The following is a 25,238-nucleotide window of genomic DNA, read 5'->3' as shown; positions in this document are numbered from 1 at the left end:
GGACGCCGCAAAGACGAAGAAAGCAGTTTCGGTCGGCCTGGTCGGCAATGCCGCCGAGATTTTCCCGGAGCTGGTGCGCCGCGGCGTCAAGCCCGACATCGTCACCGATCAGACCAGCGCGCATGATCCGATCAACGGCTATCTGCCGAAGGGCTGGACGCTCGCCGATTGGGAGGCCAAGCGCGCCTCCGATCCGAAGGCGGTGGAACGCGCATCCAAGACCTCGATGGTCGAGCACGTCCAGGCCATGCTGGATTTCCATGCGCAGGGAATTCCGACACTCGACTACGGCAACAACATCCGCCAGATGGCGCAGGACATGGGCCTGAAGAACGCCTTCGATTTCCCCGGCTTCGTGCCGGCGTACATTCGTCCCCTGTTCTGTCGCGGCGTCGGGCCGTTCCGCTGGGCCGCCCTGTCGGGCGATCCCGAGGACATCTTCAAGACCGATGCCAAGGTCAAGGAGCTGATGCCGGACGACAAGCATCTGCACAACTGGCTCGACATGGCCAAGGAGCGCATCAAGTTCCAGGGCCTGCCGGCGCGGATCTGCTGGGTCGGTCTTGGCGATCGCCATCGCCTCGGCCTTGCCTTCAACGAGATGGTGGCGCGCGGCGAATTGAAGGCGCCGATCGTGATCGGCCGCGATCATCTCGACAGCGGCTCGGTGGCGAGCCCCAACCGCGAGACGGAGGCGATGAAGGATGGATCGGACGCGGTGTCCGATTGGCCCTTGCTCAACGCGCTGCTCAATTGCGCCAGCGGCGCGACCTGGGTCTCGCTGCATCATGGCGGCGGCGTCGGCATCGGCTATTCCCAGCATGCCGGCATGGTGATCGTGGCCGACGGCACGCCGGAAGCGGCAAAACGCATCGAGCGCGTGCTCTGGAACGATCCCGCCAGCGGCGTCATGCGCCATGCGGATGCGGGCTACGACATCGCGATCGACTGCGCTCGTGACAAGGGGCTCGATCTGCCGAGCCTTTCGAAGTAGCTAGCCGCTCACCAGCAGCTTCGGCATCGTCATCTTCGCGCCGTCCATGAAGGTCTGGACGGCGTCGCGGACGATGGCGTCGAGATCGGGCGGGATCGGCGTTCCATAGATGAATTTGCGAATGGCGAGATAGAAGATGCGGCCGTGCAGGCCCCAGAACAGCTCGGTCTCGCGCTCGCTGAGGGGATGTGCCTTCGCATCCGGCAGTTTGAGATCGTGGCGTAGCTCGGTCGCTGCGGGCTCGATGATCTCGCGGCGGACGATGTCGAGGTAGCGGCCGGTGATGCCGAACGATTTCATGCCAGAGAAGACGAAGATCCTCACCCAATTGTACTCGAACACGCGTTCGACATAATCGAGATAGAAGCGCGTGAGCCTCGCCTCGAGCGACTGCGACCGGTCGCGGATCATCGGCCCCCAATCGGGCGACCAGCGGCTGAGATAGACCTCCTGGTACACGCGTTCGATCAGCGCTTCCTTGCTCGGGAAGTGGCGATAGATCGCGGAATGCGTGATGCCCATGCGTTTTGCCAGCTCGCGGGTCTGGCCCTCAAAACCATGCTCGGCAAAGAAGCGGATCGCCTCGTCGACGATCGCCCGTTCGCGGTCGGGCGCACGCATGTTGCGGCGCTTTGGCGCGGACTTGTCGGTCTCGGTCCGCTTCCGGACCGGTCGCTTCGCTGGTTTCTGCGCTTTTCGGGCCATTTCGTCGCTGTTGAGCAATCTCAGGCTGCCTTCTTAGCCTAAAGCGGCATTTGTAACCAAATGGTCATTTCTTGTTGACCGCCTCATGGCGGCGTGTCAGGATTTTGAGACCAGGTGGTTACAAATCTGGCATCCCGGCTGATGAGCCGATGGATCTCTGAGGAAACGGGCGGTGAAGGCGAGGGCTTTCAGCTATTTTCGTGCTGCGACGATCGACCAGGCGCTGGATGCTCACGCGCGCGCTGGGGATGACGCGCGCTTCATCGCCGGCGGCCAGAGCCTCGTGCCGGCGCTGTCGCTGCGGCTGCAGGCACCGCGCCTGCTGATCGACATCACCCACATTGGCGAACTGCGCGGCGTCAGCCGTGAAGGCGGGCATTTGCGCATCGGTGCGCTGACGCGCCATTGCGAGATGCTGAGCGAGCCGCTGATCGCCGAGTTCGCGCCGCTGTTGCATGCCGCGGCGCCGTTCGTCGCCCATCCCGCGATCCGTAACCGCGGCACGTTTGGCGGCAGCGTCGCGCTGGCCGATCCTGCGTCGGAATTTCCGGCAATGACATTGGCGCTCGATGCCGAGATCGAGATCGCCGGCGCCTCCGGCCGTCGGCGGGTCAAGGCCGATGATTTCTTCGTCGATCTGTTCGAGACCGCCTTGCAGCCCGGCGAATTGATCACCGCGGTCTACGTTCCCCTGTTCAAGGCCGATCAGCGCTTTGCGTTCGACGAATTGGCGCGACGGCGCGGGGACTACGCGCTGGTCGGCTGCGGGATCATGGCGACGTGCACGGACGACCTCATCGACGACATCCGTATCTCGTTTTTCTCTGTCGGCAATACGCCCACCCGGGCGAAGGGGGCGGAGGCGACCCTGATCGGCTCGCGCCTGGATGCGGAGCGTATCGCCGCAGCTCAAGCCGCGCTCCAAGGCGATCTGGCGCCGCCCGACAGCGACGAGGTGCCGCCGGCGATGCGATTGCATCTCGCCCGCGTGCTGCTCGGCCGCCTGCTCGGACGTCTGGGCGAGGGCGCATGAGCGGCTTTGACGGGACCCTGCTGGATGAATCCGACGCGACTGTGCGGGTCCGCTTCGTCGTCAACGGCCGCAAGGTTGCCTGCGAGGTCGCGCCGCGGGAGACGCTGGTCGATTGCCTGCGCAACGCGCTGGAGCTGACGGGCACCCATGCGGGCTGCGAGATGGGCGCCTGCGGCGCCTGCCTCGTGCAGCTCGACGGCCGTGCCGTGCATTCCTGCCTGATGTTCGCGGTGCAGGCGGACGGCGCCACCATCGACACCATCGAGGGCCTGACCGAGAGCGGCGTGATCGCCGATCTTCAGGCCGAATTCCATCGCCGCAACGCGCTGCAATGCGGCTTCTGCACGCCGGGCATGCTGGTCAATGCCCACGAGCTGCTGTCGCAGGTGGCGCAGCCGAGCCGTGAGGAAATCCGCGACGCGCTGTCGGGCAATTATTGCCGCTGCACCGGCTATGAAGCGATCGTCGACGCCATCGACGCGGTGGCGAAAGCGCGCAGCGAAGGTGGAGGCGCGACATGAGCGCGCCGCTGACCTCGCTCGACCGCCCCAATTCCTATATCGGCCGTTCGGTGCCGCGACCGAACGCCAAGCGGCTGCTTGCCGGGCGGGGACGCTACGTCAGCGATCTCAAGCTGCCGCGCATGCTCCATGCCGGGTTCCTGCGCAGCCCGCATGCGCATGCCAAGATCGTCTCGATCGATACCGAGCAAGCTCGCGCGCTCGATGGCGTGCATCTGGTCGCCACCGGCACCGATCTCGCAAGGATCTGCACGCCGTGGACCGGCACGCTCGACCATTTCAAGGGCATGACATCGGCGCCCCAATTGCCGTTGCCGGTCGATCGCGTGGTCTGGGCCGGGCAGGCGGTGGTTGCCGTCGTCGCCGAGAGCCGGGCAATTGCGGAAGATGCGCTGGAGTTGATTGAGATCGCGTACGAGGATCTACCCGTCGTCGTCGATATCGACAGCGCGCGCGAGGCTGGCGGCCCGGTGATCAATCCCGGCAGCGCCAACAACACCTGCTTCCGTAGCCAGCTCGACAACGGCACCGTTGACGCCGCCTTTGCGCATGCGACCCACGTGGTCGAAGAAGAATTCACCTTCGGCCGCCATACCGCGGTGACGCTGGAGCCGCGCGCGATCGTCGCGGATTACGATCCCGCCGCCGGGATGCTGACCGTTCACCACGCCACGCAGACGCCGTATCAGTTCCAGGACCTTTACTCGCGCCACTACGGCATCCCCGAGGCGCGCGTCCGCGTCATCGCGACAGATATCGGCGGCTCCTTCGGGATGAAGCTGCATGTCTATCACGAGGACATGGCGGTGGTCGGCCTATCGATCCTGCTCGGCCGTCCCGTCAAATACGTCGCCGACCGCATCGAGTCCTTCGTCTCCGACATTCATGCCCGCGACCACCGCGTCCGTGCGCGGATGGCGCTGGATGCGAAGGGCGAGATCCTCGCGATGGACGTGCTGGACCTGACCGCGGTCGGCGCCTTCTCGACCTATCCGCGCACCAGCGTGGTCGAAGGCAATCAGGTGATCCGCCTGATGGGCGCGCCCTATCGCTTCAAGAACTATCGCGCCTCGCTGGAGGTGATCTTCCAGAACAAGGTGCAGACCAGCCAGTATCGCGCCGTCGGTCATCCCATCGCCTGCGCCGTCACCGAGCGGCTGGTCGACATGGCGGCAAGCAAGCTCGGCCTCGATCCCTTCGCCATCCGTGCGCAGAACGTGATCGCGGATGATGCCTATCCCCAGACCTCGGCGACCGGCTATCGTTTCGAGGCTCTGTCGCATCAGGCTTGCCTGAAGCGGCTGCATGAGATCATGGACTATGACGGCCTGCGGGCCGAGCAGGCCGATTTGCGCCAGCGCGGCGTCTATCGCGGCATCGGGATTGCGACCTTTGTCGAGATCACCAATCCGAGCCCCGCCTTCTACGGCGTCGGCGGCGCGCGCATCTCCTCGCAGGATGGCGCGATCCTCAGCCTGACGCCGTCGGGCGAGGTTCGCTGCATGATTTCGGTCACCGAGCAGGGCCAGGGCACCGAGGCGATCATCAGCCAGATCGTGGCCGACCAGCTCGGCCTCGCGCCAGAGCACGTCAAGGTCATCACCGGCGATACCGAGGTGACGCCGCATGGCGGCGCCACCTGGGCCTGCCGTGGCGCCGGCATCGGCGGCGAGACGGCGCTGCAGGCAACGCGCGGGCTCAAGCGCAACATTCTGGAGATCGCTGCACTGATTCTGCAGGAGCAACCGTCGGCGCTCGACATCGTCGATGGCGAGGTCGTCGATGCCGGCACGCGCAAGCCGCGGCTGCCGATCGCCGAGATCGCGCGGATCGCCTATTTTCGCTCCGACACGCTGCCGCCGGGCACGCAGGCACAGCTCACGGTCAGCCACCACTTTGCCCCGCAAGGCTATCCGTTCGCTTTCACCAATGGCATCCAGGGCTGTTCGCTGGAGGTCGATGTCGAGACCGGCTTCATCAGGGTGCTGAAGCATTTCATTGTCGAGGACTGCGGCCGCGTCATCAATCCGATGCTGGTGGACGAGCAGCTTCGTGGCGGCATCGTGCAGGGGCTGGGCGCCGCGCTGTTCGAGGAATGCCGCTACAGCGAGACCGGCCAGCTCATGAACGGCTCGCTCGCCGATTATCTCGTTCCGATGCCGATGGAGATGCCCGACATCGTCATTGCCCATGTCGAGACGCCGACCGCCGACACCGAGCTCGGCGCCAAGGGCGTTGGCGAGGCCGGCACGGCGGCGGCGTCGGCTTGCGTGCTCAACGCCGTCAACGATGCGCTCGCGCCGTTCGGCGCCACCATCAACTCGATTCCGATCACGCCCGCAAAAGTCCTGAAAGCCCTGAAGCGTTTCTAGAAAAAAGACAGTTGGAGGAAATCATGCCCAAATCCGGCTCGACGTCGAAGATATCCCGCCGCACCGCGCTCGCCGGCCTCTCGGCTGGCGCGGCGATGCTCGCCATGCCGCGGCTCGGGCGCGCCGCGGACGAGGCGATCCGCATCGGCTTCCCGACCCCGCTGACCGGACCGTTCGCCGCGGAAGCGCGCGATCAGGTCAAATGCGCCGAACTCGCCGTCAAGCTCGTCAACGACAAGGGCGGCATCGGCGGCCGCAAGGTCGAGCTGCTGGTGCGTGACGACAAGCTCAACGCCGGCGAAGCGGCGACCCGCACACTCGAGCTGATCGAGAAGGACAAGGTCCATGCCGTGGTCGGAGCGCTCTCCAGCGCCGTGCAGCTCGCGGTCAACGAGGTCACCCGCGCTCGCGGCGTGATCTACGTGTCGATCAGCCAGTCCGACACCATCAACGAAGCCAAGGATTTCAGCAAATACACCTTCCACGAGGCGCTCAACCCGCACATGACGACGGCGGCCGTGGCGCGGCAGACGCTCAAGAAGGGCATGAAGGTCGCCCATCTCGTCGCCGACTATGCCTACGGCCACGAGATGCTGCGCGGCTTCAAGCGCGCGCAGGCGGCGATCGGCGCGGACAATGTCGGCGAGATCCTGCATCCGTTCGGCGCGGCCGATTACTCCACCTTCATGCCCCGCCTGATGTCGATGCGGCCGGATGTGCTCTGCATCTCCAATTTCGGCCGCGACCAGGCCAATGCGATCAAGCAGGCCGTGGATTTCGGCGTTAAGCAGCAGATGAAGATCGTCGTCCCCGTGATCCTGCACAACCAGCGGCTCGCGGTCGGCCCCGACGTGTTCGAGGGCGTGGTCGGTGGCGCCAACTACTATTGGGGCCTGGAGACGCAGAGCACGTCGGCGGCAGTCTTCAACGCGGCGTTCAAGGCCGCCAATGGCGGGGCGATCCCGACCGACTACGGCGCCTATGGCTATTCCGGCGTCGGATCGCTGCTGGCGGCCATGCAGGCGGCCGGCGGCACCGACACCGACAAGGTGGTCGATGCCCTTGAGAAGCTGCAATATGATCTGACAAAGGGCGCGCAGCACTATCGCAAATGCGACCACCAGTCGGTTCAGTCGGTGCTGGTGCTGGAGTCCAAGAAGAAGTCAGCCATGGCCAACGAGAACGATCTGTTCGCCATTCTCGCCAACGATGCGGGCTCCGACGACATGCTGCGGACGTGCAGCGAGCTCGGCCACGCGACCTAAGTCTTGTGACGATGGACCTGTCGCTGATCATCATGCAGCTTCTCTCCGGGATCGCCCTTGGGGCGGTGCTGGTGATCACTGCGCTTGGACTGACGATCGTGTTCGGCATGCTCGGGGTGGTGAATTTCGCCCATGGCGCGCTGTTCATGATCGGAGCCTATGCGGGACTGTATCTGGCATCCCTCACCGGGAGTTTCTGGTGGGGGTTGCTGCTCGCTCCCATTTTGATCGGCGCCTTCGGCATGCTGATCGAGTTCGTCCTGATCCGCAGGCTCTATGGACGCTCCATCGACGATCCGCTGCTGCTGACCTTCGGCCTCAGCTACATCCTGGTCGAGGGTGTGCGCATCGTGTTCGGCAGCGACGGCATTCCATTTCCGACCCCGATCCAGCTTGTCGGTGTGCTCGATCTCGGTATCGGCTTCTTCCCGCGCTACCGCCTGTTCGTGATTGCGCTGGTGGCGGTCGTTCTGCTGGTGCTCTGGCTGACGCTGGAGAAGACGCGCGTCGGTCTGATCGTGCGCGCCGGCGCCCGCGATCCCACCATCATGCAGGTGCTCGGCGTCGACATCGGCCGCGTCTGGCTCGCGATCTTCGGCCTCGGCGTCGGGCTCGCCGCGCTCGGCGGCGTGCTGGCCGGGCCCATGCGCAGCGTCAATCCGGAGATGGGATCCCTGGTGCTGGCCGAGGCCTTCGTGGTCACCGTGATCGGCGGCCTCGGCTCGATCGTCGGGGCGGTCGTCGCCGGCCTCATGGTCGGCGTCTCCGTCAGCATTGTGGCGCTGTTCGCCCCTGAAATGGCCACCATCGTCATGTTCGCGCTGATGGCGGTGGTGCTCTTGATCCGCCCGCAAGGCCTGTTCGGCGTGAGGGGAAGGACCGCATGACGCACCCTTCGAGCGGCGAAGCGCTTGCCAAATCCTCGTCCGGCGGGATCGGCTGGCTGCTCGAGCAGCGTGTGCTGCTGTCGATCGCAGTGCTGGCCTTGCTGCCCTGGCTGCTGCCCTCGCAGGCGCTGGCGGTCAACGTCCTGATCTACGGTGTCGTGGTGATGGGCTACAATCTGTTGTTCGGCTACACCGGGTTGCTGTCGTTCGGCCAGGCGGCCTTCTTCGGTGCGGGCGCCTATTTCACCGGTATCGCGATCGGCCGCTTCGGCGTGCCCTGGTTCGCTGCCGTGCCGATCGCGGTGTTGCTCAGTACCTGCCTTGCTGCCGCAATCGGCCTGGTTTCGACGCGGACCCGGGGCATCTATTTCTCCATGGTGACGCTCGCGCTGGCCCAGCTCGTCTATTACGTGGCGCTCCAGGCTGCGTCTTTCACCGGAGGTGAGAACGGTTTGCGCGGCTTCACCGTCGACCGCATCAGCCTGTTCGGCCTTCAGGTCAACTTCCTCGACCCCGTCAACAAATACTACGTGCTGATGGCCTTCGCGGCCCTGGCGATGTGGTTCCAGTCGCGCATCCTGAACTCGCCGTTCGGTGCCGTGATCGAGGCGATCCGGGAGAACGAGCAGCGGGCGCGCGCCTGCGGCTATGACGTCGAGCGCAGCAAGCTGATCGTGTTCATGCTCTCGGGCGCGATCTCCTCCCTTGGCGGCTGCATGCTGGCGCTGCACCTGTCGATCGTGCCGCTGGACATCCTGCACTACCAGACCTCCGGCATGATCGTGATGATGGTGCTGCTCGGCGGCGCCCGCAGCTTCTTCGGGCCGTTCGTCGGTGCGGCGAGCTTCCTGATCCTGGAGGACGTCATCTCGCTCTGGACGCCGCACTGGCAGATCTTCGTCGGTGCGATCTTCGTGCTGTTCGTGCTGTTCCTGCCCAAGGGCATCTGGGGCACGCCGCTCGACATGCTCGGCATCGGAAAGGCGCGGCCATGAGCGGCGAGCTGCTTCGCGCCGAGGGAATCGGCAAACGCTTTGGCGGCTTCGTCGCGCTCGAGGGCATCACCGTGTCCTTTGCTGCTGGACAGCTGACCTCGATTATCGGGCCGAACGGCGCCGGCAAAAGCACCTTCTTCAACATCCTCTCGGGGGCGCTGACCCCGACGTCGGGCAAGCTGCATTTCAGGGGCCGCGAGCTGAACGGCCTGCCCCAGCATCGCTTCGTGCATCAGGGCATCTCGCGGTCCTACCAGATCACCAACATTTTTCCGGATCTGTCTGTGCACGAGAACGTCCGCGTCGCGGCGCAGGCGCTGACAGTGAGTTACGACATCTGGCGCAATCGGGCCCGGCTGGCGGAACTGCATGCGCGTGCCGACGCTGCGCTCGAGGCCGTGGGACTGCTCAGCAAGCGGAACGAACTCGCAAAGTTCCTCTCGCATGGCCAGCAGCGCGCGTTGGAAATCGCGATCGCGCTGGTCTCCGAGCCGGAGCTGCTGCTGCTCGACGAGCCGACCGCCGGCATGGGGCCGGAAGAGACCAAGGACATGGTCGCCTTGCTCGAGCGCCTCGCCGACAGGCGCACCGTGCTCCTCGTGGAGCACAAGATGAAGATGGTGCTGGGCCTTTCCAAGCGCGTCGTGGTGCTGCATCACGGCCGCCTGCTGGCGGACGGCGCGCCCGACGAGATCAGGAGCAATCCGGAAGTCCGCCGGGTCTATCTCGGACAGAGTGAAGGCTATGGCTGAGACCGCGCTGCTCGAAATCAACGACCTCCACGCCTGGTATGGCGCGAGCCATATCCTGCATGGCATCTCGCTGCACGTGAAGCCGGGCGAGGTGGTCGCCCTCGTCGGCCGCAACGGCGCCGGCAAGACCACGACGTTGCGGGCGATGATGGGCCTGATGCCGAAGGCGACGGGGAGCGTGCGCTTCGCGGGCAGGGATCTTCTGCCGCTCCGCGCCCATCAGCGCTTTCATCTCGGCCTCGCTTACGTGCCGGAGGAGCGCCGTATCGTTCCCGGGCTCTCCGTGCGCGAGAACCTTCGGCTCGGCCTCGTCGCAGCCGGCAGCGAGATCGATGAGCGCGCGGCGATCGACGAGATCGCCGAAACCTTCCCGCGGCTCAAGGAGCGCCTCGATCAGGAGGGCGTGACGCTCTCCGGCGGCGAGCAGCAGATGCTGGCGATCGCGCGGGCACTGATCGCAAAACCCAAAATGATCCTGCTCGACGAGCCGTCGGAGGGGATCATGCCTGTTCTGGTCGAGGAGATGGGCGTGTTGTTCCGCCGCCTGCGGAACGAGGGCAAGACGCTGCTGCTGGTCGAGCAGAACGTCGAATGGGCTCTGCGACTCGCCGATCGGGCCGTCATCATCGACCAGGGCGAGGTGGTGCATCAAAGCAGTGCCGCGGCGCTGCTGGCCGACAAGGACATCCAGGAACGATATTGCGCGGTCTGATGGGCCTTTAGGCCACGACCTTGGCCGCTGAACCGTCGAGGCGTTGTCGCTCCCGCGCCAGGTACTCGCCGATCGCAGCGCCGGGCATCGGCTTTGCGAAATAATATCCCTGAATGTAGTCACAGCCGAGGCGGCGCAGGCTATCGAGCTGGGCGCGGGTCTCGACGCCCTCGACGACGCAGGCGATCTCCATGTCGTCGCATAGGCCGGCGAGCGACTTGATGATCTTGTGGCTCACGGGGTTCTCGTTGATGTCGGCAACGAAGCTGCGATCGATCTTGATCTTGTCGAGCGGCAGGCGGTGCACGTGGCTCAGCGAGGAATAGCCGGTGCCGAAATCGTCCAGCGAAATGCCGCAGCCCATCGCCTTCAAAGCCGCGATCGATTGCTGTGCGCGCACGAAATCGAAGGTGACGGCGGTCTCGGTGATCTCGAAATCGATCCGGTGCGGCGCCAGCCCGCTCTTCTCGACGATGGCGATCAGCGGCAGAATGCCTTCGGGCGAGCAGACGTCGTGGGCGGAGAGGTTGAACGACAGGCGGATGTGATCGGGCCAGGTCCTCGCCGTCGCGAGCGCGCGCACCAGCAGCGCCTGCGTCAGCGGCCGGATCAGGCCGATACGCTCGGCGGCCGGGATGAAGTCGGCCGGCGAAACCAGGCCGAGGCGGGAGCTGTGCCAGCGCGCCAGGACTTCGAAGCTGGCAGTGTGCTCGCTCATGGCGTCCACGATCGGCTGGAACACCAGATCCATCTCGGTGCTGAAGTCGGCGGTGCGCAGCAAGTTCTCGATCACGCCACGGCTGCGGATCTCGGCTTCGAGCTCGCTCGAGAAGATCACGGTGCGGCCGCGCACATGGCGCTTGGCGTGATAGAGCGAATAATCGGCGCATTCGTAGAGTGCTTCCGCCGTCGTTGCCGATTGCGGAAACGACGCAAAGCCGATCGAGCAGGACAGCCCGGTATGGGTGGTGTCGAGCTGGTAGGGAAGCTTGACCTGGTCGCCGATGCGCTGGCCGAGCCGGAGCAGATCCGCATCATCAGGATCGCCGCATACGACAAGGCCGAATTCGTCGCCGCCGAGTCGGGCGAATTCGACCCGCTGCGGACCAAAGCCCTCGCAGACCTCGCGGATGCGCCGTCCGGCCTCGATCAGGACGCGATCGCCGACCGAGTGGCCGTAATTGTCGTTGATCGGCTTGAAGCCGTCGAGATCGATGATTCCGACCGCGACGCGAACTTTCCTGCGCTCGGCATCCGTGAAGGCGCTCGACAGCTCGGCGAAGAAGCGGCGGCGGTTCGGCAGCTCGGTGAGGGAATCCAGATTGGCGAGGCGGAAATTCTCGTCCGACAACGCCTGTGTCGCCGCCTGTTGTGCCAGCAGCGATTTGCGGCTGGCGACCAGGTCGGCGAAGTCGCGATAGTAGATGAACAGCACCGTTACCATCGCACCGGAGACGAGCAGGTTGTTGACCGCGATCGCCTTCAGCGTCGGTTCGCCGGTGGCCCAGAAGAACAGCACATAGGGCATGTCGACGACCAGCGTCACGATCAGCGCCGCCGAGCGCAGGTGCATCAGCGAGAAGATGCAGCCGATCACGGTGACGGCCATGTAGAAGGCGACCTGGCTCTTGGCGAAGGGATCGCCGTAAGGGAAGAGCGTGAAGGACCAGGCGGTGAAGCCGGCGCCGATCGGCAGCGTCATCCAGTTGGTGGCGCGCAGATTGCGCAGGATGTCGGCATCGCTGCGCACGAGATTGCGCTGCCGAAGCCACCAGAATGTGCGCAGGGCCGCCAGCACCGTGAGCACGCCCGGCACGAACATCGTCAGCCAGTCCGGCGCCACGTTCACATAGGTGTAGGCGACGGCGATCGTGTTGCTCATGAGGATGAAGTAGAGCAGCGGGACCTGCTTGGAGAAGGCGTCGAACTGCGCGCGCGTCAGGTCCGGGTTGTCGGCCGGCACGCGAAACAGCCGCACAGCGGCGGCAAAATGCGACTTCAAATCGGCGACAGGCATTGCAATACGCGCCCCGCATCCCTTCAAAACGAGGGGGATCTTGCACAACGGGGGTAAAGGGCGCGTTAGACGGGTTCCGTAGGCAGAGGCCAGCGCAGGTTGCATGCGACCCCATCAATGCCGACCGCGTGCATCGGTGAGGTCGCATTAACGATATGAGTCAATGGAAGCGAGCAGTATCAACCGCAAAGTGCTGTAGAGCGCCGTGCCTACACTCCGCTAACCATGCGCGTCAGAACAAGGTGTTGCCCGCCTCTCCCTGGTCGCAGAAAGGCGGGCAGCACCTGCTGGGCCGCTATTTCTTCTCCAGCGCCGCGGTCTGCTTGGCGAGCTGCTTGTCGAAATCCTCCGACAGGCTTGTGATGTAGGTTGCGAGTTCGTCCGGCTTGACGAATGGGTTCGGTGCACCGTCCTTCATCTGCGCGCGCTTGGCTTGCATGCCGTAGACCTCCGGGTGAGGTCCGAGCAGCACGTCGATCTTCATCGGCTTCACCTTGGCATACGTCGCACGGTAGTCGTCGACGATGCCGGGATGGGTCGGTTGTCCCACCAGCCGGTTCAACGCAACCGTGCCGCTACAGAAGAACAGGACCTGGCGGTCCTGGCTGCCGTCCTTGACGGTCATCTCCCAACTCGTGCAGCCCGGCGAATGGCCGGGCGTTGCGTGCGCGGTGAGCGTGGTGTCGCCGAGCGTGACCTTGTCGCCTTCCTTGACGGTACGGTCGACCTTCACCGCGGGGAAGGCAAGATCCTCGTTCTTCTCGTCTCCCGGATAATAGCCGCCTTCGAGCAGCGGCTTGTCACGCTCGCCGGCCATGAGCTGCGCTCCGGTCTCTTTCTTGATCTCGGCGAAGCCGCCGGTGTGATCGAGATGTGCGTGCGTGTTGAGGATGATCTTGATGTCGGCGACCTTGAAGCCGAGCTTGGCAATGTTGTCCTTGATCATGCCGGTCGATTGCGGCATCGCCGTATCCATCAGGATCAGGCCTTGTGAGGTCTTGATGACGTAGACGGCAATGCCGTCGGTTCCGACATAGTAGATGTTGCCGATGAGCTGGAACGGTTCGAATGGCGCCGTCCATTTCTTCATGGCGATTGCCAGGAAATCCTTGATTGTTTGCGCCTGCGCGCCAGTTGAGAACAGGGCCAGTGCACACAGCGCGGCCGCGAGCCTTCTCATAGTCTGCCTCCCACAGTGTTCTTGTCGTTCTGGTCGGGCGCGGACGTCGTGGCCCGGGCGGTGCGCAAGTTACGTCGTGGCCGGCGTCGAGGGCAACTGCCTTGTGTCCGCAAAAATTTGTGGGCCGCCGGGAATATTGGTGCGCCCGCTGAAAGCCGAGCGCGAGCCTATCGCCCGATCGTCACGCCGGCGGTCGAACGCATGGCGTCCCGCAGGCTCGTCGCCTTCATGTCGTCGAGGATCTCTCGCGTCAGCACGGTGGTCTGGCCGGGTGTATTGAGGATCGTCTCGCCACGCGAGAATGAGAGCCGGTCGGCTTTGTAGGGCGCTGCGGAATCGGCAGCGGATGTCGTTGCCGAAACGTGGCGCGGCCGCTTGCTGGACGCTGCCAATGCGCCTTGCGAGATGCAGAGGGCGGCGATCACGATCAATCGCAAAGATGTCGCGGGCATGCGATCTCCCATATCCGGGGCATCAGCCTAGCATATGGCGCGCATCGTTCGCAGGAAAGGGATCAGGCGAGAGCGGCCTGCCGTTCCCGCACGGGCTCGCGGACCCGGTCGGGTTTCTCGGCGAGCCGGGTGAAGCTGCGATGGCCTGCCTGCACCGGTGCTTCGACGATGACGCCCTCGCAGACGATCTGCCCGCCGAGCATCCTGAACTCCAGCTTGTCGTAGCGCGGCATGGTCTCGCCGGGCTCGGGCGGCAGCAGTTCGATGCTGCCCTGAATGTTCAGCGTGGCATCGCCGGTGCCGTGAAGCCGCGGATTCCACATCCTGATCCCTGTTTCCGCCCAGCGCTGTCGGATCAGCGCGGCGCGATCGGCCGGTTCCACGGGTCTGGCGCGGACTTTCGGTGCGCTGCGGACCGCCGGGGCGGGAGGCACCAGGATCGGTTCCGGCGCGATGTCCGTAACGGTGGCGGGCGTGTCAGCCGAAGAGCACTCGGTTGTGATTGCGGCGACGGCGGGCGCAGGATCGTTCGCTGGGGCCGGCTCGATCTCGATCGCGACGCTGGAGGCGGGTGCGCTGTCGCTATGGCTGTCGGCGGCATCCTCCGCGGGGGCTTCGCTGGCGGCAGGCGCAACGCAGAATGCATCTGCGACGGCCGGTTCGACATCCGCGGGGATGACGGAGGCGTGATCCTCGTTGACGACGAGATCGGGGGTATCAACCGGCGCAATCGCGACGTCGGCAGACACGACCTCGGCCTCCTCGACGGCGAGGGGCTCGATGCCGGCCGGAAACTCGGGAGATGGATCGCTGTCGCTGATGATCGGCTCGGCTTCGATCGGTTCAGACGCGGTCTCGACAAATGCGACCACGGTCTGCTCGGCCTCGTCGGGTACGACATCGGCCGAATCTTCCCGCGACGGATCGTTGTCGGTGATGAGCCCTGGGACATGGGCCTGCTCGGGCGCGACGTCGACCGGCGAGATTGCAGCCGGCGCCACGGCGGCCGGCTCGGCTTCTGTCGGCGTCTCCCGGGATGAATCGTCAGTGACGCTGAGGTCAGTCGTCGCTTCCGACGCGCTCTCCGCGACGACAGCGATCGCGGCTTCGTCCGCGGCAACCGCGAGGCTTGCGTCGCCGGGCAGTGGATCGGCACTGATGGTGATGCTCGGAGCCGCCGTAGCTTCTGCGACGTCAATGATGGGGGCTGGCGGGTCGTCTGCGGCAATCGGGGCGGCGTCGATGCTGCCGCCATGCGGCGAGGGCCGAATCCGGCTGAACGCCCATTTCACCGCGGGAATGCGGCGCAGCAACGATATCAGTCTCGAAAGCACTGGGAGTTGTCCAAGAGGTACTCGGCGTGAGGCAATCGCTGATTCGTCAGCAATGCGAAAAACTGCCCCGGCCGTCACACCGATGTCAATGTAGGCGGGACCAATTGCAGAACATATGCGCGCCGTGGCGCGTGGTCGCTCGCTAGCCTCCTGATTCGACTCTGCGGCGTAGCGCGACACTGCCGATCGATCTTGCCTCGCCGCGGGAGGGGACATCCATCCCCTCCCGCGATATCGCAATCACTTCCCGGAGCCTGCGCCACCGCCGGCCTGGCTGCCCATGTTATTGGTGTTGCTGCCGCCGGCCGAAGGCGACTGTGTGCCCTTGCTGTCGGCGGCCTCGTTCTGCATGTTCGAGGAACGCCCCGTCGTCATTCCCTTGGTGGCGGGACCTCGCGACGAGGGGCCGACCTCGCCCTGATTGGACGCGCCTGGAGCTGGTTGTGTCTGTGCGAATGCGCCGCCGGTCGCCAGCGCCATGATGCACGCCGATGCCAAGATGATCTTCTTCATGTCGTTCTCCTGCTGCATTGCCGGAGACAACCTGTGCGCGGAGGGGGCGTTCCAAACTCGGGCATGGCGCTTCGCAGCAAAGTGAGTTGCGCCGAATGTTGGGGTTCCCTGTGTGCCCTCTGAAGGTTAGCCTGGAACTCCCGAGTATCTGGTGTGAGGACGAGGAATGAAAAGGATAGTCGCGATCGGAGCAGTTCTGCTCTGGTCTACCATCGCGTTCGCGCAGAATCGCACCATCACGGTAGCGTCAACGACGTCGACCGAACAGTCGGGTTTGTTCGGCCATCTGCTGCCGCTGTTCTCGCAGGCCGAGGGCATCGACGTGAAGGTCGTTGCCGTCGGCACCGGCCAGGCGCTGGACATCGGGCGGCGCGGCGATGCCGATGTGGTCTTCGTTCATGACAGGACCGCCGAAGACAAGTTCATGTCCGAAGGACAGGGCGTGAAGCGCTTTGACGTGATGTACAACGACTTCGTCATCATCGGCCCGAAGAGCGATCCGGCGCAAATCGCCGGCAGCAAGGACGTCACCGAGGCGCTGCGCAAGATCGCGGCGGCAAAGGCACCGTTCATCTCGCGCGGCGACAAGTCCGGCACCCACGCCGCCGAGCTGCGGCTGTGGAAAGAAGCGGGCGTCGACCCCAGCGCGGGCAAGGATAGCTGGTATCGCGAGATCGGCCAGGGCATGGGTCCGGCGCTGAACATGGCCTCATCCTCGAACGCCTATCTGCTGTCGGACCGCGGCACCTGGCTGTCGTTCGGGAATCGCGGCGAGCTCGCCGTTCTCACCGAGGGCGACAAGCGGCTCTTCAACCAATACGGCGTCATGCTGGTCAATCCGGCCAGGCATCCGAATGTGAAGGCGCAGGACGGACAGGCCTTCATCGATTGGCTGGTGTCCCCGAAAGGACAGCAGGCGATTGCCGGCTACAAGGTCGGCGGCGAGCAGCTATTTTTCCCCAACGCGGCCAACTAGCAGAAACGCCACGGTCGACACCGCCACGCTGAGTGCGAGCAGGATCAGGCCGAGACCCAGCGCCAGCGGCAGGTCGCCCTTGCTGGTTTCCAGCGCGATCGCGGTTGTCATGGTCCGTGTGAAGCCGCGGATATTGCCGCCGACGATGATGATGGCGCCGACCTCCGCGATGGCGCGCCCGAACGCCGCGAGAAAGGCGGTCAGCAGCGAGGTTCGCCCCAGCGCGAACAGCAGCGCCATGCTGCGTAGCGCTGACAGACCGTCGATCCGCGCCAGATCGCCATACTCCGCCCAGAGCAGGCTCGCCGGCCGGTGCACCAGCGCCACTACGATCGGGGTGGCGAGCAGCGTCTGCGCGATCACCATGGCGGTGGGCGTGAACAGCAGGCCGGCGGCTCCGAGCGGGCCGGACCGCGACAGCAAGAGATAAAGCGCGAGCCCGACCACGACCGGCGGCAGGCCGAGCAGCGCATTGGTCAGCACGATGATGACTTGCCGCCCGCGGAAACGCGTGATCGCGAGCAAGGCGCCAAACGGCGCGCCGATGACAAGCGCGGCGATGCTGGCGGTCAGGCTGACGCGCACCGACAATGCGACGATGCCCAGAAGCTCTGCGTCGGCTTCGCCGATCAGCGTGAAGGCAGCGCCGATGGATCGCGCAAAATCGTTCATCCGCGCCCGAGTTTCGATATCCGAGCGCGTGCCTTCGGGGCTTCGATGTCGAGGCGGCAAATGCGCGTCACGGACTGGTCCCTGCAAATTTCGTTGTGTGGATCAAGTGGCGAGTCACCAATCCCTGGCTCAGATCAACCCGCGCAGCACCTCAATCAGCCGGCGGCATTGCTCCTCCGTTCCGACCGTGATGCGCAGAAAGTCCTCGATGCGCGACTTCTTGAAGTGCCGGACCAGAACGCCGCGCTGGCGTAGCGCGGCCGCGAGATCGGCACCGCTGCGGCTGCGATGGCGCGCGAACACGAAGTTCGCAAGCGATGGCAGCACCTCGAAGCCAAGTTGTGTGAGGTCGCGCGCCAGTACGCCCCGGCTTGCGATGATACGGGCGCGGGTCTCGATGAACCAGGCCTCGTCCTCGATGGCGGCGACGGCGCCCTCGATGGCGAGGCAATCGACGGGATAGGAGTTGAAGCTGTCCTTCACCCGTTCGAGCGCCTCGATCAGCGGCCGCTGGCCGATGGCAAAGCCGACCCTGAGGCCCGCGAGCGAGCGCGACTTCGAGAAGGTCTGGATGACGAGCAGATTGTCGTGGCGCGCAACGAGCGGCACGGCGCTCTCGGCGCCGAAATCGACATAGGCCTCGTCCACCACCACCAGCCGGTCCGGATTCTCCGCAAGCAGCGCGGCGATCGCCTCGCGCGGAAGGGCGATACCGGTGGGCGCGTTCGGATTGCAGAGAAGAATTGCGCTCGATGGCCGTCTGTAGTCGGCAGCCTCGATGCTCATCGCGGCATCGAGCGGCACCTCCTCGTACGCGATGCCGTAGAGGCCGCAATAGACCGGGTAGAAGCTGTAGGTGACATCAGGGAACAGAAGCGGCGTCTCGTGCTTCAGGAGCGCCTGGAAGGTGTGGGCCAGAACCTCGTCCGACCCGTTGCCGACGAACACCTGCTCGGGTGCAACGTCATGATAGGTCGCGATCGCCTCACGCAGGCGCGTGGCGTGCGGATCAGGATAGAGGCGCAGCCGCTCCGCCGCCGACGCGATCGCCGTCAGCACGCGCGGCGAGGGCGGATAGGGATTCTCGTTGGTGTTGAGCTTGACGATGCCGTCCTGCTTCGGCTGCTCGCCCGGCACGTAGGGCGAAAGCGTGTGGACGACGGGACTCCAAAAGCAGCTCATGATCTCCAATCCGGGTTGACCTGATACAGTAGGGTATGCGGGGCCTCGGCGGAAGGGCACTTGCCTTCGGCATCCTCGGCAGATCCGCGCGAACCTCATGGCCGGCGACGTTCCCCCAAGCGCGGCCTTCATGCTAGCCTCGTCGCGCAAACGCAAGAATTGAAAACAACAATGAAGGCCGGCGCGCCCCAGGGCTGCGCAGAAGAGCCGCCAGGAGAGGAAGACATGCCGGGTGCAGCCCTTATCACCGCCCCCTCCATTCCGACTGCGCCCGTGACGCCGGCCGTTCTCGACCGCTTGCGGGCCATCGTGGGCGACAAGGGCCTGATCCTGGACGAACACGACAAACGGCCGTTCGTGACTGATTGGCGCGGCGAACTCGCAGGGCGGGCTGCGGCGGTCGTGCGACCGGCCAGCACCGCGGAAGTCTCCGGCGTCGTCAGGCTCTGCCACGACAACGGCATTGCCATCGTGCCGCAGGGCGGCAACACCGGCCTGATGGGCGGTGCCACGCCGTGGCCTGCGCATCGCGGCATCCTGCTGTCGCTTGGCCGCATGAACCACGTGCTCAATGTCGATCCCATCGGCTACACCATGACAGCAGAGGCGGGCTGCATCCTCCAGACGCTTCAGGACACGGCCGCGCGCCATGACCGCTTCTTTCCGCTCAGCCTGGGTGCGCAGGGCTCGTGCATGATCGGGGGCAATCTCTCCACCAACGCCGGCGGCGTGCAGGTGCTGCGCTACGGCAATGCGCGCAATCTGGTGCTGGGTCTCGAGGTCGTTCTGGCCAACGGCGATGTCTGGGACGGGCTGCGTGCGCTCAAGAAGGACAATACCGGCTACGATCTCAAGCACCTGTTCATGGGCGCCGAAGGCACGCTCGGCATCATCACCAAGGCGGTGCTGAAGCTCTGGCCGGCCCCGAAGGACGTCTGCACGGCATGGCTCGAGATCCGCGATCCCAGGGCGGCGATCGAGCTCCTGTCGGACGCGCATGCGGCGTCCGACGACAATGTCGGCTCATGCGAGCTGATGAGCCGCGCGTGCACCGACATGGTGCTGCGGCATATTCCCGGCACGCAGGATCCCCTCAAGTCCGAGACCGATTGGTATCTCCTGCTCGAATGGTCGTCGGCCCGCCCGCGGCAGGACGGCGGCGCGGGCATGTCGGAGAGGATGGAGCAGTTCCTGGCCGATCAGCTCGAGGCGGGCCGGGTGCTCGATGCGGTGATCGCGCAGACCGAAACGCAGTCGCGCAACATGTGGCGCATCCGCGAGAGCGTGGCGGAGGCCTCACGCGCCGAGGGACCGGGCCTGAGTTACGACGTGTCGGTCGCGGTCTCCCGGATTCCCGAATTCATCGACATGGGTCTCAAAGCTGCGCTCGACATCCTGCCGACGATCCGTCCCTATCCGCTCGGCCACATCGGCGACGGCAATGTGCACTTCTCGTTCATGGGGCCGAAAGGCATGGATGGCGAGACACTCAGCCAGTATTCCCCGGCGATCACGCGCGCCGTCAACGACCTCATCACCTCCATGGGCGGCTCGATCTCGGCTGAACACGGCATCGGCATCGCTAAGCTCGACGAGCTCCAGCACTACCGCTCCAGCACCGAGCTTGAGATCATGCGCACAATCAAGCGGGCGCTCGACCCCTGCAACATCATGAATCCCGGCAAGGTGCTCCGTCTCACCTGAAGCGAGGACAGCGCCATGGGTCGGCTCCGCGGGGCCGGTGTCCCCGCACCTTGGCGCCCCCCCGGGGGCCGGCGTGCAGCACAAAACCCGGGCAAAACCGGCGCGAAGGGCGTCAAATCCTGCCCTTTCGCCGCGGACGGACGGCTTTATTCCCGCCCTGGATGCTTTAAGGAAGGGGCAGGATCAGGTCGCAGCCGCCGGTGGGCGGTGCTAGATCCTGAATGCAGGAACACAGGGGCCGGGCCGCTACGGCCGGCCCGCAAGGATGAAGGGTATAAAGACATGATCCATACCGTTGGCATCATCGGGGCAGGGACCATGGGGAACGGCATCGCGCAAATCTGCGCGGCGGCCGGGCTTTCGGTCGTGATGGTCGACATCTCCGATGCGGCGGTGAACCGCGGGCTCTCGACCGTTGGCGGCAGCCTCGAGCGTCTGGTCAAGAAGGAGAAGATGTCGGCGGCCGACCGCGATGCGACGCTCAAGCGCATCACCGGCACGACCGACCGGGCGAAGCTGTCGGATTGCGACCTCGTCATCGAGGCCGCGACCGAGAACGAGGAGCTCAAGGTCAAGATCCTGAAGGACCTCTGCGCCACGCTGTCGCCGCGCACGCTGGTCGCGACCAACACCTCGTCGATCTCGATCACCAAGCTCGCAGCCGCAACTGATCGTCCCGACCGTTTCATCGGCATGCACTTCTTCAATCCGGTGCCGGTGATGGCGCTGCTGGAGCTCATCCGCGGCTTGCAGACCTCCGACGACACCCATGCCAAGGCGCTGGATTTCGCCCAGCGCGTCGGCAAGGTGGCGATCACCGCCAAGAACAGCCCGGGCTTCGCCGTCAACCGCATCCTCTGCCCGATGATCAACGAGGCAATCTTCGCGCTCCAGGAAGGCATTGCGACCGCCGAAGAGATCGACGCCGGCATGAAACTCGGCTGCAACCACCCGATCGGGCCGCTGGCGCTCGCCGATCTCGTCGGGCTCGATACCATGCTGTCGGTGATGAAGGTCTTTTACAAAGGCTTCAACGACCCCAAATATCGGCCAGCGCCGCTGTTGAAAGAGATGGTCGATGCCGGCCATCTCGGCCGCAAGACGGGGCAGGGTTTTTACACTTACAACGCCTGATCAAGGCGTCGGCGGCGGGCGATGAGCGTCCGCCGCCCGATTCCCGCAATTTGCGCTGCGACAAAGACGCCGCGCGCGATTGGCCCGACAATGACGGACGGGCGACTCGCGGGAACAACGGAACGGATAACGAAGGACATGTCGGATCGACTGAAGGCCGAGCGCGAGGCTGCGGCCGCACGGCGGAACCTGTTGACCCAGGATGCGATAGAGCGCACCGGGATCACCGAGGAGATGATCGGGGAACTCGTCACCCGCTTCTACGGGCGCGTGCGCGAGGATGCGCTGCTGGGGCCGGTGTTCGCGATCGTGCAGAATTGGGACGAGCATCTCGCCAAGCTCAGGGATTTCTGGTCATCGGTCGTGCTGATGAGCGGCCGCTATCATGGCTCGCCGATGCGGGCGCATCTGCCGCTGAACCTGGTCGGAGGCCATTTCGATCGCTGGCTCGATCTGTTCGAACAGACCGCACGCGACGTATGCCCGCCTGCGGCGGCTGCGCTCTTCATCGACAAGGCACGTCGCATCGCTGACAGTTTTGAGATGGCGTCCGCCACTGTTGCCGGCCGCATCGCTTCGCCGCGTCACGTGCTCAGGTCGTGAAATACAAACTGCCTTGCCTGAGAAATGCGCAGCTCGCATTGCGGGCTGACGCGCTGCACCAATTCCAACATTATCGGTCTGATCTGCAAAATCATCATGCTGCTCGCGCGGTGTGACGTAGAATTCGCGAAAACGCGCTTGAACGCGTTCATTATTGTTCAATCAACGCGAGCAAAGCCATATTGATGCACTGCGGTGCCAAGTCTTCGCCTTGTTTTCGGCAGAGTTCCAGCGCCTGCTAGCAGGCATGGCGCGCGCATCCTTCAACACCACATCTTCACGCTCCGAGAGTGCTGCGGAACCCGAACTTGACGCGGGCACGGAGCAGACGCGGCGAACTCTACTGCTCGGCGCACTCGCCACCACCGCATGCCTCGGCTGTTCCACAGAGGCGCGCGCGGGTGAGGACGCGCCCGGCTCCGACGAACGGCCGCAGAAGGGCGATCTGCTCGTTTTCTCTGAAGGCGATCAGGAAGGAAAGCCGGTCACCTTGGCCGACCTCGCGGCCGGCGGGCCGCCGGTGCATGCCTGGCCGAAGGATCCCAAGACCTCGGTGGTACGCAGTGCGTCCCGGCTCAACGAGATTCTGATCATTCGCCTCGATCCCGCCGAGCTCGACGAGAAAACCCGCGAGCGCGCTGTTGATGGCATCCTCGCCTATTCGGCGATCTGCTCGCATGCCGGCTGTCCCGTCACCGCCTGGGTGAAGAGCGATGTCGGCGACAAGGATGTGTTCAAGTGCATGTGCCACAACTCCGAATACGATCCTCGCGCGGGCGCGCAGGTCGTGTTCGGACCGGCGCCGCGGCGGCTCGCCGCGCTGCCGCTCGCGCTCGCTGACGGCTCGCTCAGCGTCGCCGGCAACTTCATCGGAAAGGTAGGTGGCGCGCAGCCGGGATGATGGACGACTGCGGGGTATGCCCGCGTCACGAGAGGCCGCATCCGCCGACGGGCGGACGACGGGACGAACGACAACAATCCACAACAAGAATTCACAACAAGAATTCAAACGGATGAAAAGGGGAACGTCCATGAAAACGTCGATCACCAGGAAGCAATGGTACCTGTCCGGCTTCGTCGCCTTCACCTGTCTTGCCGCGACCGCCGCGACGGCCGGCCCGATCGAGAGTTATTCGCCGGTCACCGCGCAGCGGCTTGAAAATCCAGAACCCGGCAACTGGATGCTCTACCGGCGGACCTATGATGGGCAGGGCTACAGCCCGCTCGACCAGATCAACACCTCGAACGTGAAGAATCTCACGCCGGTCTGGACCTTTGCCACCGGCGTCGTCGAAGGCCACGAGGCGCCGCCCATCGTCAACAACGGCGTGATGTTCGTGGCGACCCCGATGGGGCAGGTCATCGCATTGAACGCGAAGACCGGCGACGAATATTGGCGCTACAAGCGGCAGCTGCCCGACGATCTGTTCCAGCTGCATCCGACCAGCCGCGGGGTCGGTCTCTGGGAGGACAAGCTCTATCTCGCCACCACGGACGATCACGTCGTCGCGCTGGACGCCAAGACCGGCAAGGTGGTGTGGGATACCAAAGTGCAGGACTACAAGAAGGGTCAGTACATGACCCTGATGCCGCTGATCGTCGACGGCAAGGTCATCGTCGGCGGCTCCGGCGGCGAGTTCGGCGTGCGCGGCTATGTCGCCGCCTATGATGCCAAGGACGGCAAGGAGCTGTGGCGGACCTATACTATTCCCGGTGAAGGCGAGCCCGGTCACGACACCTGGCAGGGTGACGACTGGAAGAACGGCGGCGGCTCGGCCTGGATGACCGGCAATTACGACAAGGATACCAAGACGATCTATTGGGGCGTCGGCAATGCGGCGCCATGGCCCGGTGAGACTCATCCCGGCGACAATCTCTACACCTCGTCGGTGCTCGCGCTCGATCCGAACAACGGCAAGATCAAGACCTATCACCAGTATCACCAGAACGATTCCTGGGATTGGGACGAGGTCGAGGCGCCGATGCTGATCGACCTGCAACGCGATGGCCGCAACATCAAGAGCTTGGTCCATCCGGGACGCGATGCGATCTTCTGGGTGCTCGAGCGCACGCCGACCAAGATCAATTACGTCGCCGGTTGGCCGTTCGTCTCGACCGATGTCTGGAAGGGCATTGATGCCGAGAGCGGCAAGCCGATCGTCGATCCCGCGCACAAGCCCGTCATCGGCAAGCGCGTCGAATTCTGCCCATCGCTGTGGGGCGGCAAGGACTGGCCGTCGGCGGCCTATAGCGAAAAAACCAAGCTGGTCTACGTACCCGCCAACGAGAACTTCTGCGGCGGCTTCACTGGCGAGAAGGTTGCGCTCAAGCCGGGTGAGCTCTGGCTCGGTACCAAGCCCGAAGACATCGGGCTGAAGACAAAGCCCGGCGCGGATCATTTTGGCGAGCTGCAGGCCTGGGATCCCGTCACCGGCAAGAAGGTGTGGCAGCACAACTTCCCGAAGTCGCAGCTGTTCGGATCGGTCACGGCAACTGCGGGCGATCTCGTCTTCGCCGGCGGCACCAACGACCGCAACTTCCGCGCCTTCAACGCCAAGACGGGCGAGGTGCTCTGGGAGCAGAAGACCAACTCCGGCATCATGGGCATGCCGGTGTCCTATGAGATCGACGGCACCCAGTACGTCGCGATCCAGTCGGGATGGGGCGTTGACGCGCAACGAATCCAGGATGCGCTGGTGACCAACAACATCGGCATCGAGGCCAACGTGCCGCAGGGCGGCGTGATCTGGGTGTTCGCGCTGAAGAAATAGCTCCGCGGGCGGATCGACGAAGGCGGAGCAGCAGGGGGGTGGCGAATGCGGCGGACGGTAACGTCCGCCGCATTTTTGTGTCGGTCTTCCCCCGCAAGGGGAGAGGCACATCAATTCGCTTTAATTCGCTTTGCGAGCGGCGTGGAAAACCCGGTGCCGGCGCAGCCTACTTCCCTTGCCGGTCCACCTTGTCCTTCTCCTTCTGGTTCATCTCGCGAACCTTCGGGTCCGGATTATTCTGCCCGGTGGTCTGGGTCGTCGAGGCCGGCGGCGCGTTGGCGTTGGGCAGCGAGTTCTGGTCCGGCGCAGTGGGGCGCGTGGCCGTGGTCGGGGGCGTGGTGTTGCTCTGGGCGAAGGCGCCGGCGGTCGTCAAAAGAAAGGCGCCCGACAGCGAGACTGCGAGCGCCTTTGAGATGTTGGTCATCGATCTGCTCCTGTCAGATCGATGGAAACGGCGCAAGGCC

General features: G+C 64.6%; 24 protein-coding genes. 15 read left to right on the top strand and 9 right to left on the bottom strand.

The window, feature by feature from the left end:
- The coding region (gene hutU / locus A5906_RS16460; RefSeq protein ID WP_080136423.1) for a urocanate hydratase at window positions 1-994 on the top strand (994 nt) is incomplete at its 5' end.
- Here the strand turns inward: hutU and A5906_RS16455 are convergent.
- On the bottom strand, window positions 995-1,615 hold the full coding sequence (locus A5906_RS16455) for a TetR/AcrR family transcriptional regulator (RefSeq protein WP_080136564.1): 621 nt from the start codon (window positions 1,613-1,615) through the stop codon (window positions 995-997).
- Window positions 1,616-1,871: 256 nt separating this feature from the next.
- On the opposite strand from A5906_RS16455, the gene A5906_RS16450 reads away from it, so the two are divergent.
- From A5906_RS16450 to A5906_RS16415, 8 genes are read left to right on the top strand one after another with little or no spacing between them, the layout of a single operon-like run.
- Entirely contained in the window at window positions 1,872-2,732 is an 861-nt protein-coding gene (locus A5906_RS16450) for an FAD binding domain-containing protein (RefSeq protein WP_080136422.1), read from the top strand.
- Window positions 2,729-3,253, top strand: a complete 525-nt coding sequence (locus A5906_RS16445) for a (2Fe-2S)-binding protein (RefSeq protein WP_080136421.1) — start codon at window positions 2,729-2,731, stop codon at window positions 3,251-3,253. Before A5906_RS16450 ends, A5906_RS16445 begins: the two co-directional genes overlap by 4 nt.
- Complete coding sequence (locus A5906_RS16440; RefSeq protein ID WP_080136420.1) at window positions 3,250-5,625, top strand: xanthine dehydrogenase family protein molybdopterin-binding subunit; 2,376 nt, start codon at window positions 3,250-3,252, stop codon at window positions 5,623-5,625. Before A5906_RS16445 ends, A5906_RS16440 begins: the two co-directional genes overlap by 4 nt.
- Before the next feature lie 23 nt (window positions 5,626-5,648).
- Window positions 5,649-6,890 (top strand): ABC transporter substrate-binding protein, encoded by a 1,242-nt coding sequence (locus A5906_RS16435; protein WP_080136563.1) that lies wholly within the window; start codon window positions 5,649-5,651, stop codon window positions 6,888-6,890.
- Window positions 6,891-6,901: 11 nt separating this feature from the next.
- On the top strand, window positions 6,902-7,777 hold the full coding sequence (locus tag A5906_RS16430) for a branched-chain amino acid ABC transporter permease (RefSeq protein WP_080136419.1): 876 nt from the start codon (window positions 6,902-6,904) through the stop codon (window positions 7,775-7,777).
- Window positions 7,774-8,772, top strand: coding sequence for a branched-chain amino acid ABC transporter permease (locus A5906_RS16425; protein ID WP_080136418.1), 999 nt, complete (start codon window positions 7,774-7,776; stop codon window positions 8,770-8,772). Before A5906_RS16430 ends, A5906_RS16425 begins: the two co-directional genes overlap by 4 nt.
- A complete protein-coding gene (locus A5906_RS16420) occupies window positions 8,769-9,524 on the top strand; it encodes an ABC transporter ATP-binding protein (protein WP_080136417.1) in 756 nt (251 codons plus the stop codon). Before A5906_RS16425 ends, A5906_RS16420 begins: the two co-directional genes overlap by 4 nt.
- A complete protein-coding gene (locus tag A5906_RS16415; protein ID WP_080136416.1) occupies window positions 9,517-10,236 on the top strand; it encodes an ABC transporter ATP-binding protein in 720 nt (239 codons plus the stop codon). The genes A5906_RS16420 and A5906_RS16415 overlap by 8 nt, the downstream gene beginning before the upstream one ends.
- A gap of 7 nt (window positions 10,237-10,243) precedes the next feature.
- Here A5906_RS16415 and A5906_RS16410 read toward each other — a convergent pair whose 3' ends face one another.
- From A5906_RS16410 to A5906_RS16390, 5 genes are all read right to left on the bottom strand, one after another.
- The gene (locus A5906_RS16410; protein WP_080136415.1) at window positions 10,244-12,253 is read right to left on the bottom strand and encodes a putative bifunctional diguanylate cyclase/phosphodiesterase; all 2,010 of its coding nucleotides are present in this window, start codon (window positions 12,251-12,253) and stop codon (window positions 10,244-10,246) included.
- 295 nt (window positions 12,254-12,548) lie between these two features.
- Window positions 12,549-13,433, bottom strand: coding sequence for a BJP family subclass B3 metallo-beta-lactamase (gene blaBJP / locus A5906_RS16405; RefSeq protein WP_080136414.1), 885 nt, complete (start codon window positions 13,431-13,433; stop codon window positions 12,549-12,551).
- A 167-nt stretch (window positions 13,434-13,600) separates the two neighbouring features.
- Entirely contained in the window at window positions 13,601-13,885 is a 285-nt protein-coding gene (locus A5906_RS16400; protein ID WP_186465168.1) for a Plug domain-containing protein, read from the bottom strand.
- 62 nt (window positions 13,886-13,947) lie between these two features.
- Window positions 13,948-15,399 carry a hypothetical protein gene (locus A5906_RS16395; protein ID WP_347337603.1) on the bottom strand — a complete coding sequence of 484 codons (1,452 nt, stop codon included), beginning with the start codon at window positions 15,397-15,399 and terminating at the stop codon, window positions 13,948-13,950.
- A gap of 60 nt (window positions 15,400-15,459) precedes the next feature.
- Window positions 15,460-15,732, bottom strand: coding sequence for a hypothetical protein (locus A5906_RS16390; RefSeq protein WP_080136561.1), 273 nt, complete (start codon window positions 15,730-15,732; stop codon window positions 15,460-15,462).
- Between the two features lie 166 nt (window positions 15,733-15,898).
- Here A5906_RS16390 and A5906_RS16385 point away from each other — a divergent pair, with 166 nt between their 5' ends.
- On the top strand, window positions 15,899-16,708 hold the full coding sequence (locus A5906_RS16385) for an ABC transporter substrate-binding protein (protein ID WP_080136412.1): 810 nt from the start codon (window positions 15,899-15,901) through the stop codon (window positions 16,706-16,708).
- Here A5906_RS16385 and A5906_RS16380 read toward each other — a convergent pair.
- Window positions 16,682-17,380, bottom strand: coding sequence for an ABC transporter permease (locus tag A5906_RS16380; RefSeq protein ID WP_080136411.1), 699 nt, complete (start codon window positions 17,378-17,380; stop codon window positions 16,682-16,684). The genes A5906_RS16385 and A5906_RS16380 overlap by 27 nt on opposite strands.
- A 129-nt stretch (window positions 17,381-17,509) precedes the next feature.
- On the bottom strand, window positions 17,510-18,562 hold the full coding sequence (gene hisC / locus A5906_RS16375) for a histidinol-phosphate transaminase (RefSeq protein ID WP_080136410.1): 1,053 nt from the start codon (window positions 18,560-18,562) through the stop codon (window positions 17,510-17,512).
- Between the two features lie 225 nt (window positions 18,563-18,787).
- Here hisC and A5906_RS16370 point away from each other — a divergent pair, with 225 nt between their 5' ends.
- The 5 genes from A5906_RS16370 to A5906_RS16350 all read left to right on the top strand — a co-directional run bounded on the left by A5906_RS16370 (window position 18,788) and on the right by A5906_RS16350 (window position 24,774).
- A complete protein-coding gene (locus tag A5906_RS16370) occupies window positions 18,788-20,266 on the top strand; it encodes an FAD-binding oxidoreductase (protein WP_080136560.1) in 1,479 nt (492 codons plus the stop codon).
- A 282-nt stretch (window positions 20,267-20,548) separates the two neighbouring features.
- Window positions 20,549-21,400, top strand: a complete 852-nt coding sequence (locus A5906_RS16365) for a 3-hydroxybutyryl-CoA dehydrogenase (protein ID WP_080136409.1) — start codon at window positions 20,549-20,551, stop codon at window positions 21,398-21,400.
- Between the two features lie 138 nt (window positions 21,401-21,538).
- Window positions 21,539-22,003: a group III truncated hemoglobin gene (locus A5906_RS16360; RefSeq protein ID WP_080136408.1), complete on the top strand. Its 465-nt coding sequence runs from the start codon at window positions 21,539-21,541 to the stop codon at window positions 22,001-22,003.
- 247 nt (window positions 22,004-22,250) lie between these two features.
- Window positions 22,251-22,904 (top strand): QcrA and Rieske domain-containing protein, encoded by a 654-nt coding sequence (locus A5906_RS16355; protein WP_080136407.1) that lies wholly within the window; start codon window positions 22,251-22,253, stop codon window positions 22,902-22,904.
- A 130-nt stretch (window positions 22,905-23,034) separates the two neighbouring features.
- Window positions 23,035-24,774 (top strand): methanol/ethanol family PQQ-dependent dehydrogenase, encoded by a 1,740-nt coding sequence (locus A5906_RS16350; protein ID WP_080136406.1) that lies wholly within the window; start codon window positions 23,035-23,037, stop codon window positions 24,772-24,774.
- 166 nt (window positions 24,775-24,940) lie between these two features.
- Here A5906_RS16350 and A5906_RS16345 read toward each other — a convergent pair whose 3' ends face one another.
- Window positions 24,941-25,198, bottom strand: coding sequence for a hypothetical protein (locus A5906_RS16345; protein ID WP_080136405.1), 258 nt, complete (start codon window positions 25,196-25,198; stop codon window positions 24,941-24,943).
- Window positions 25,199-25,238 lie beyond the last annotated feature (40 nt).

The organism is Bradyrhizobium sacchari (assembly GCF_002068095.1).
Taxonomy (GTDB): Bacteria; Pseudomonadota; Alphaproteobacteria; order Rhizobiales; family Xanthobacteraceae; genus Bradyrhizobium; species Bradyrhizobium sacchari.
This window is presented reverse-complemented; position numbering and strand designations above follow the sequence as displayed.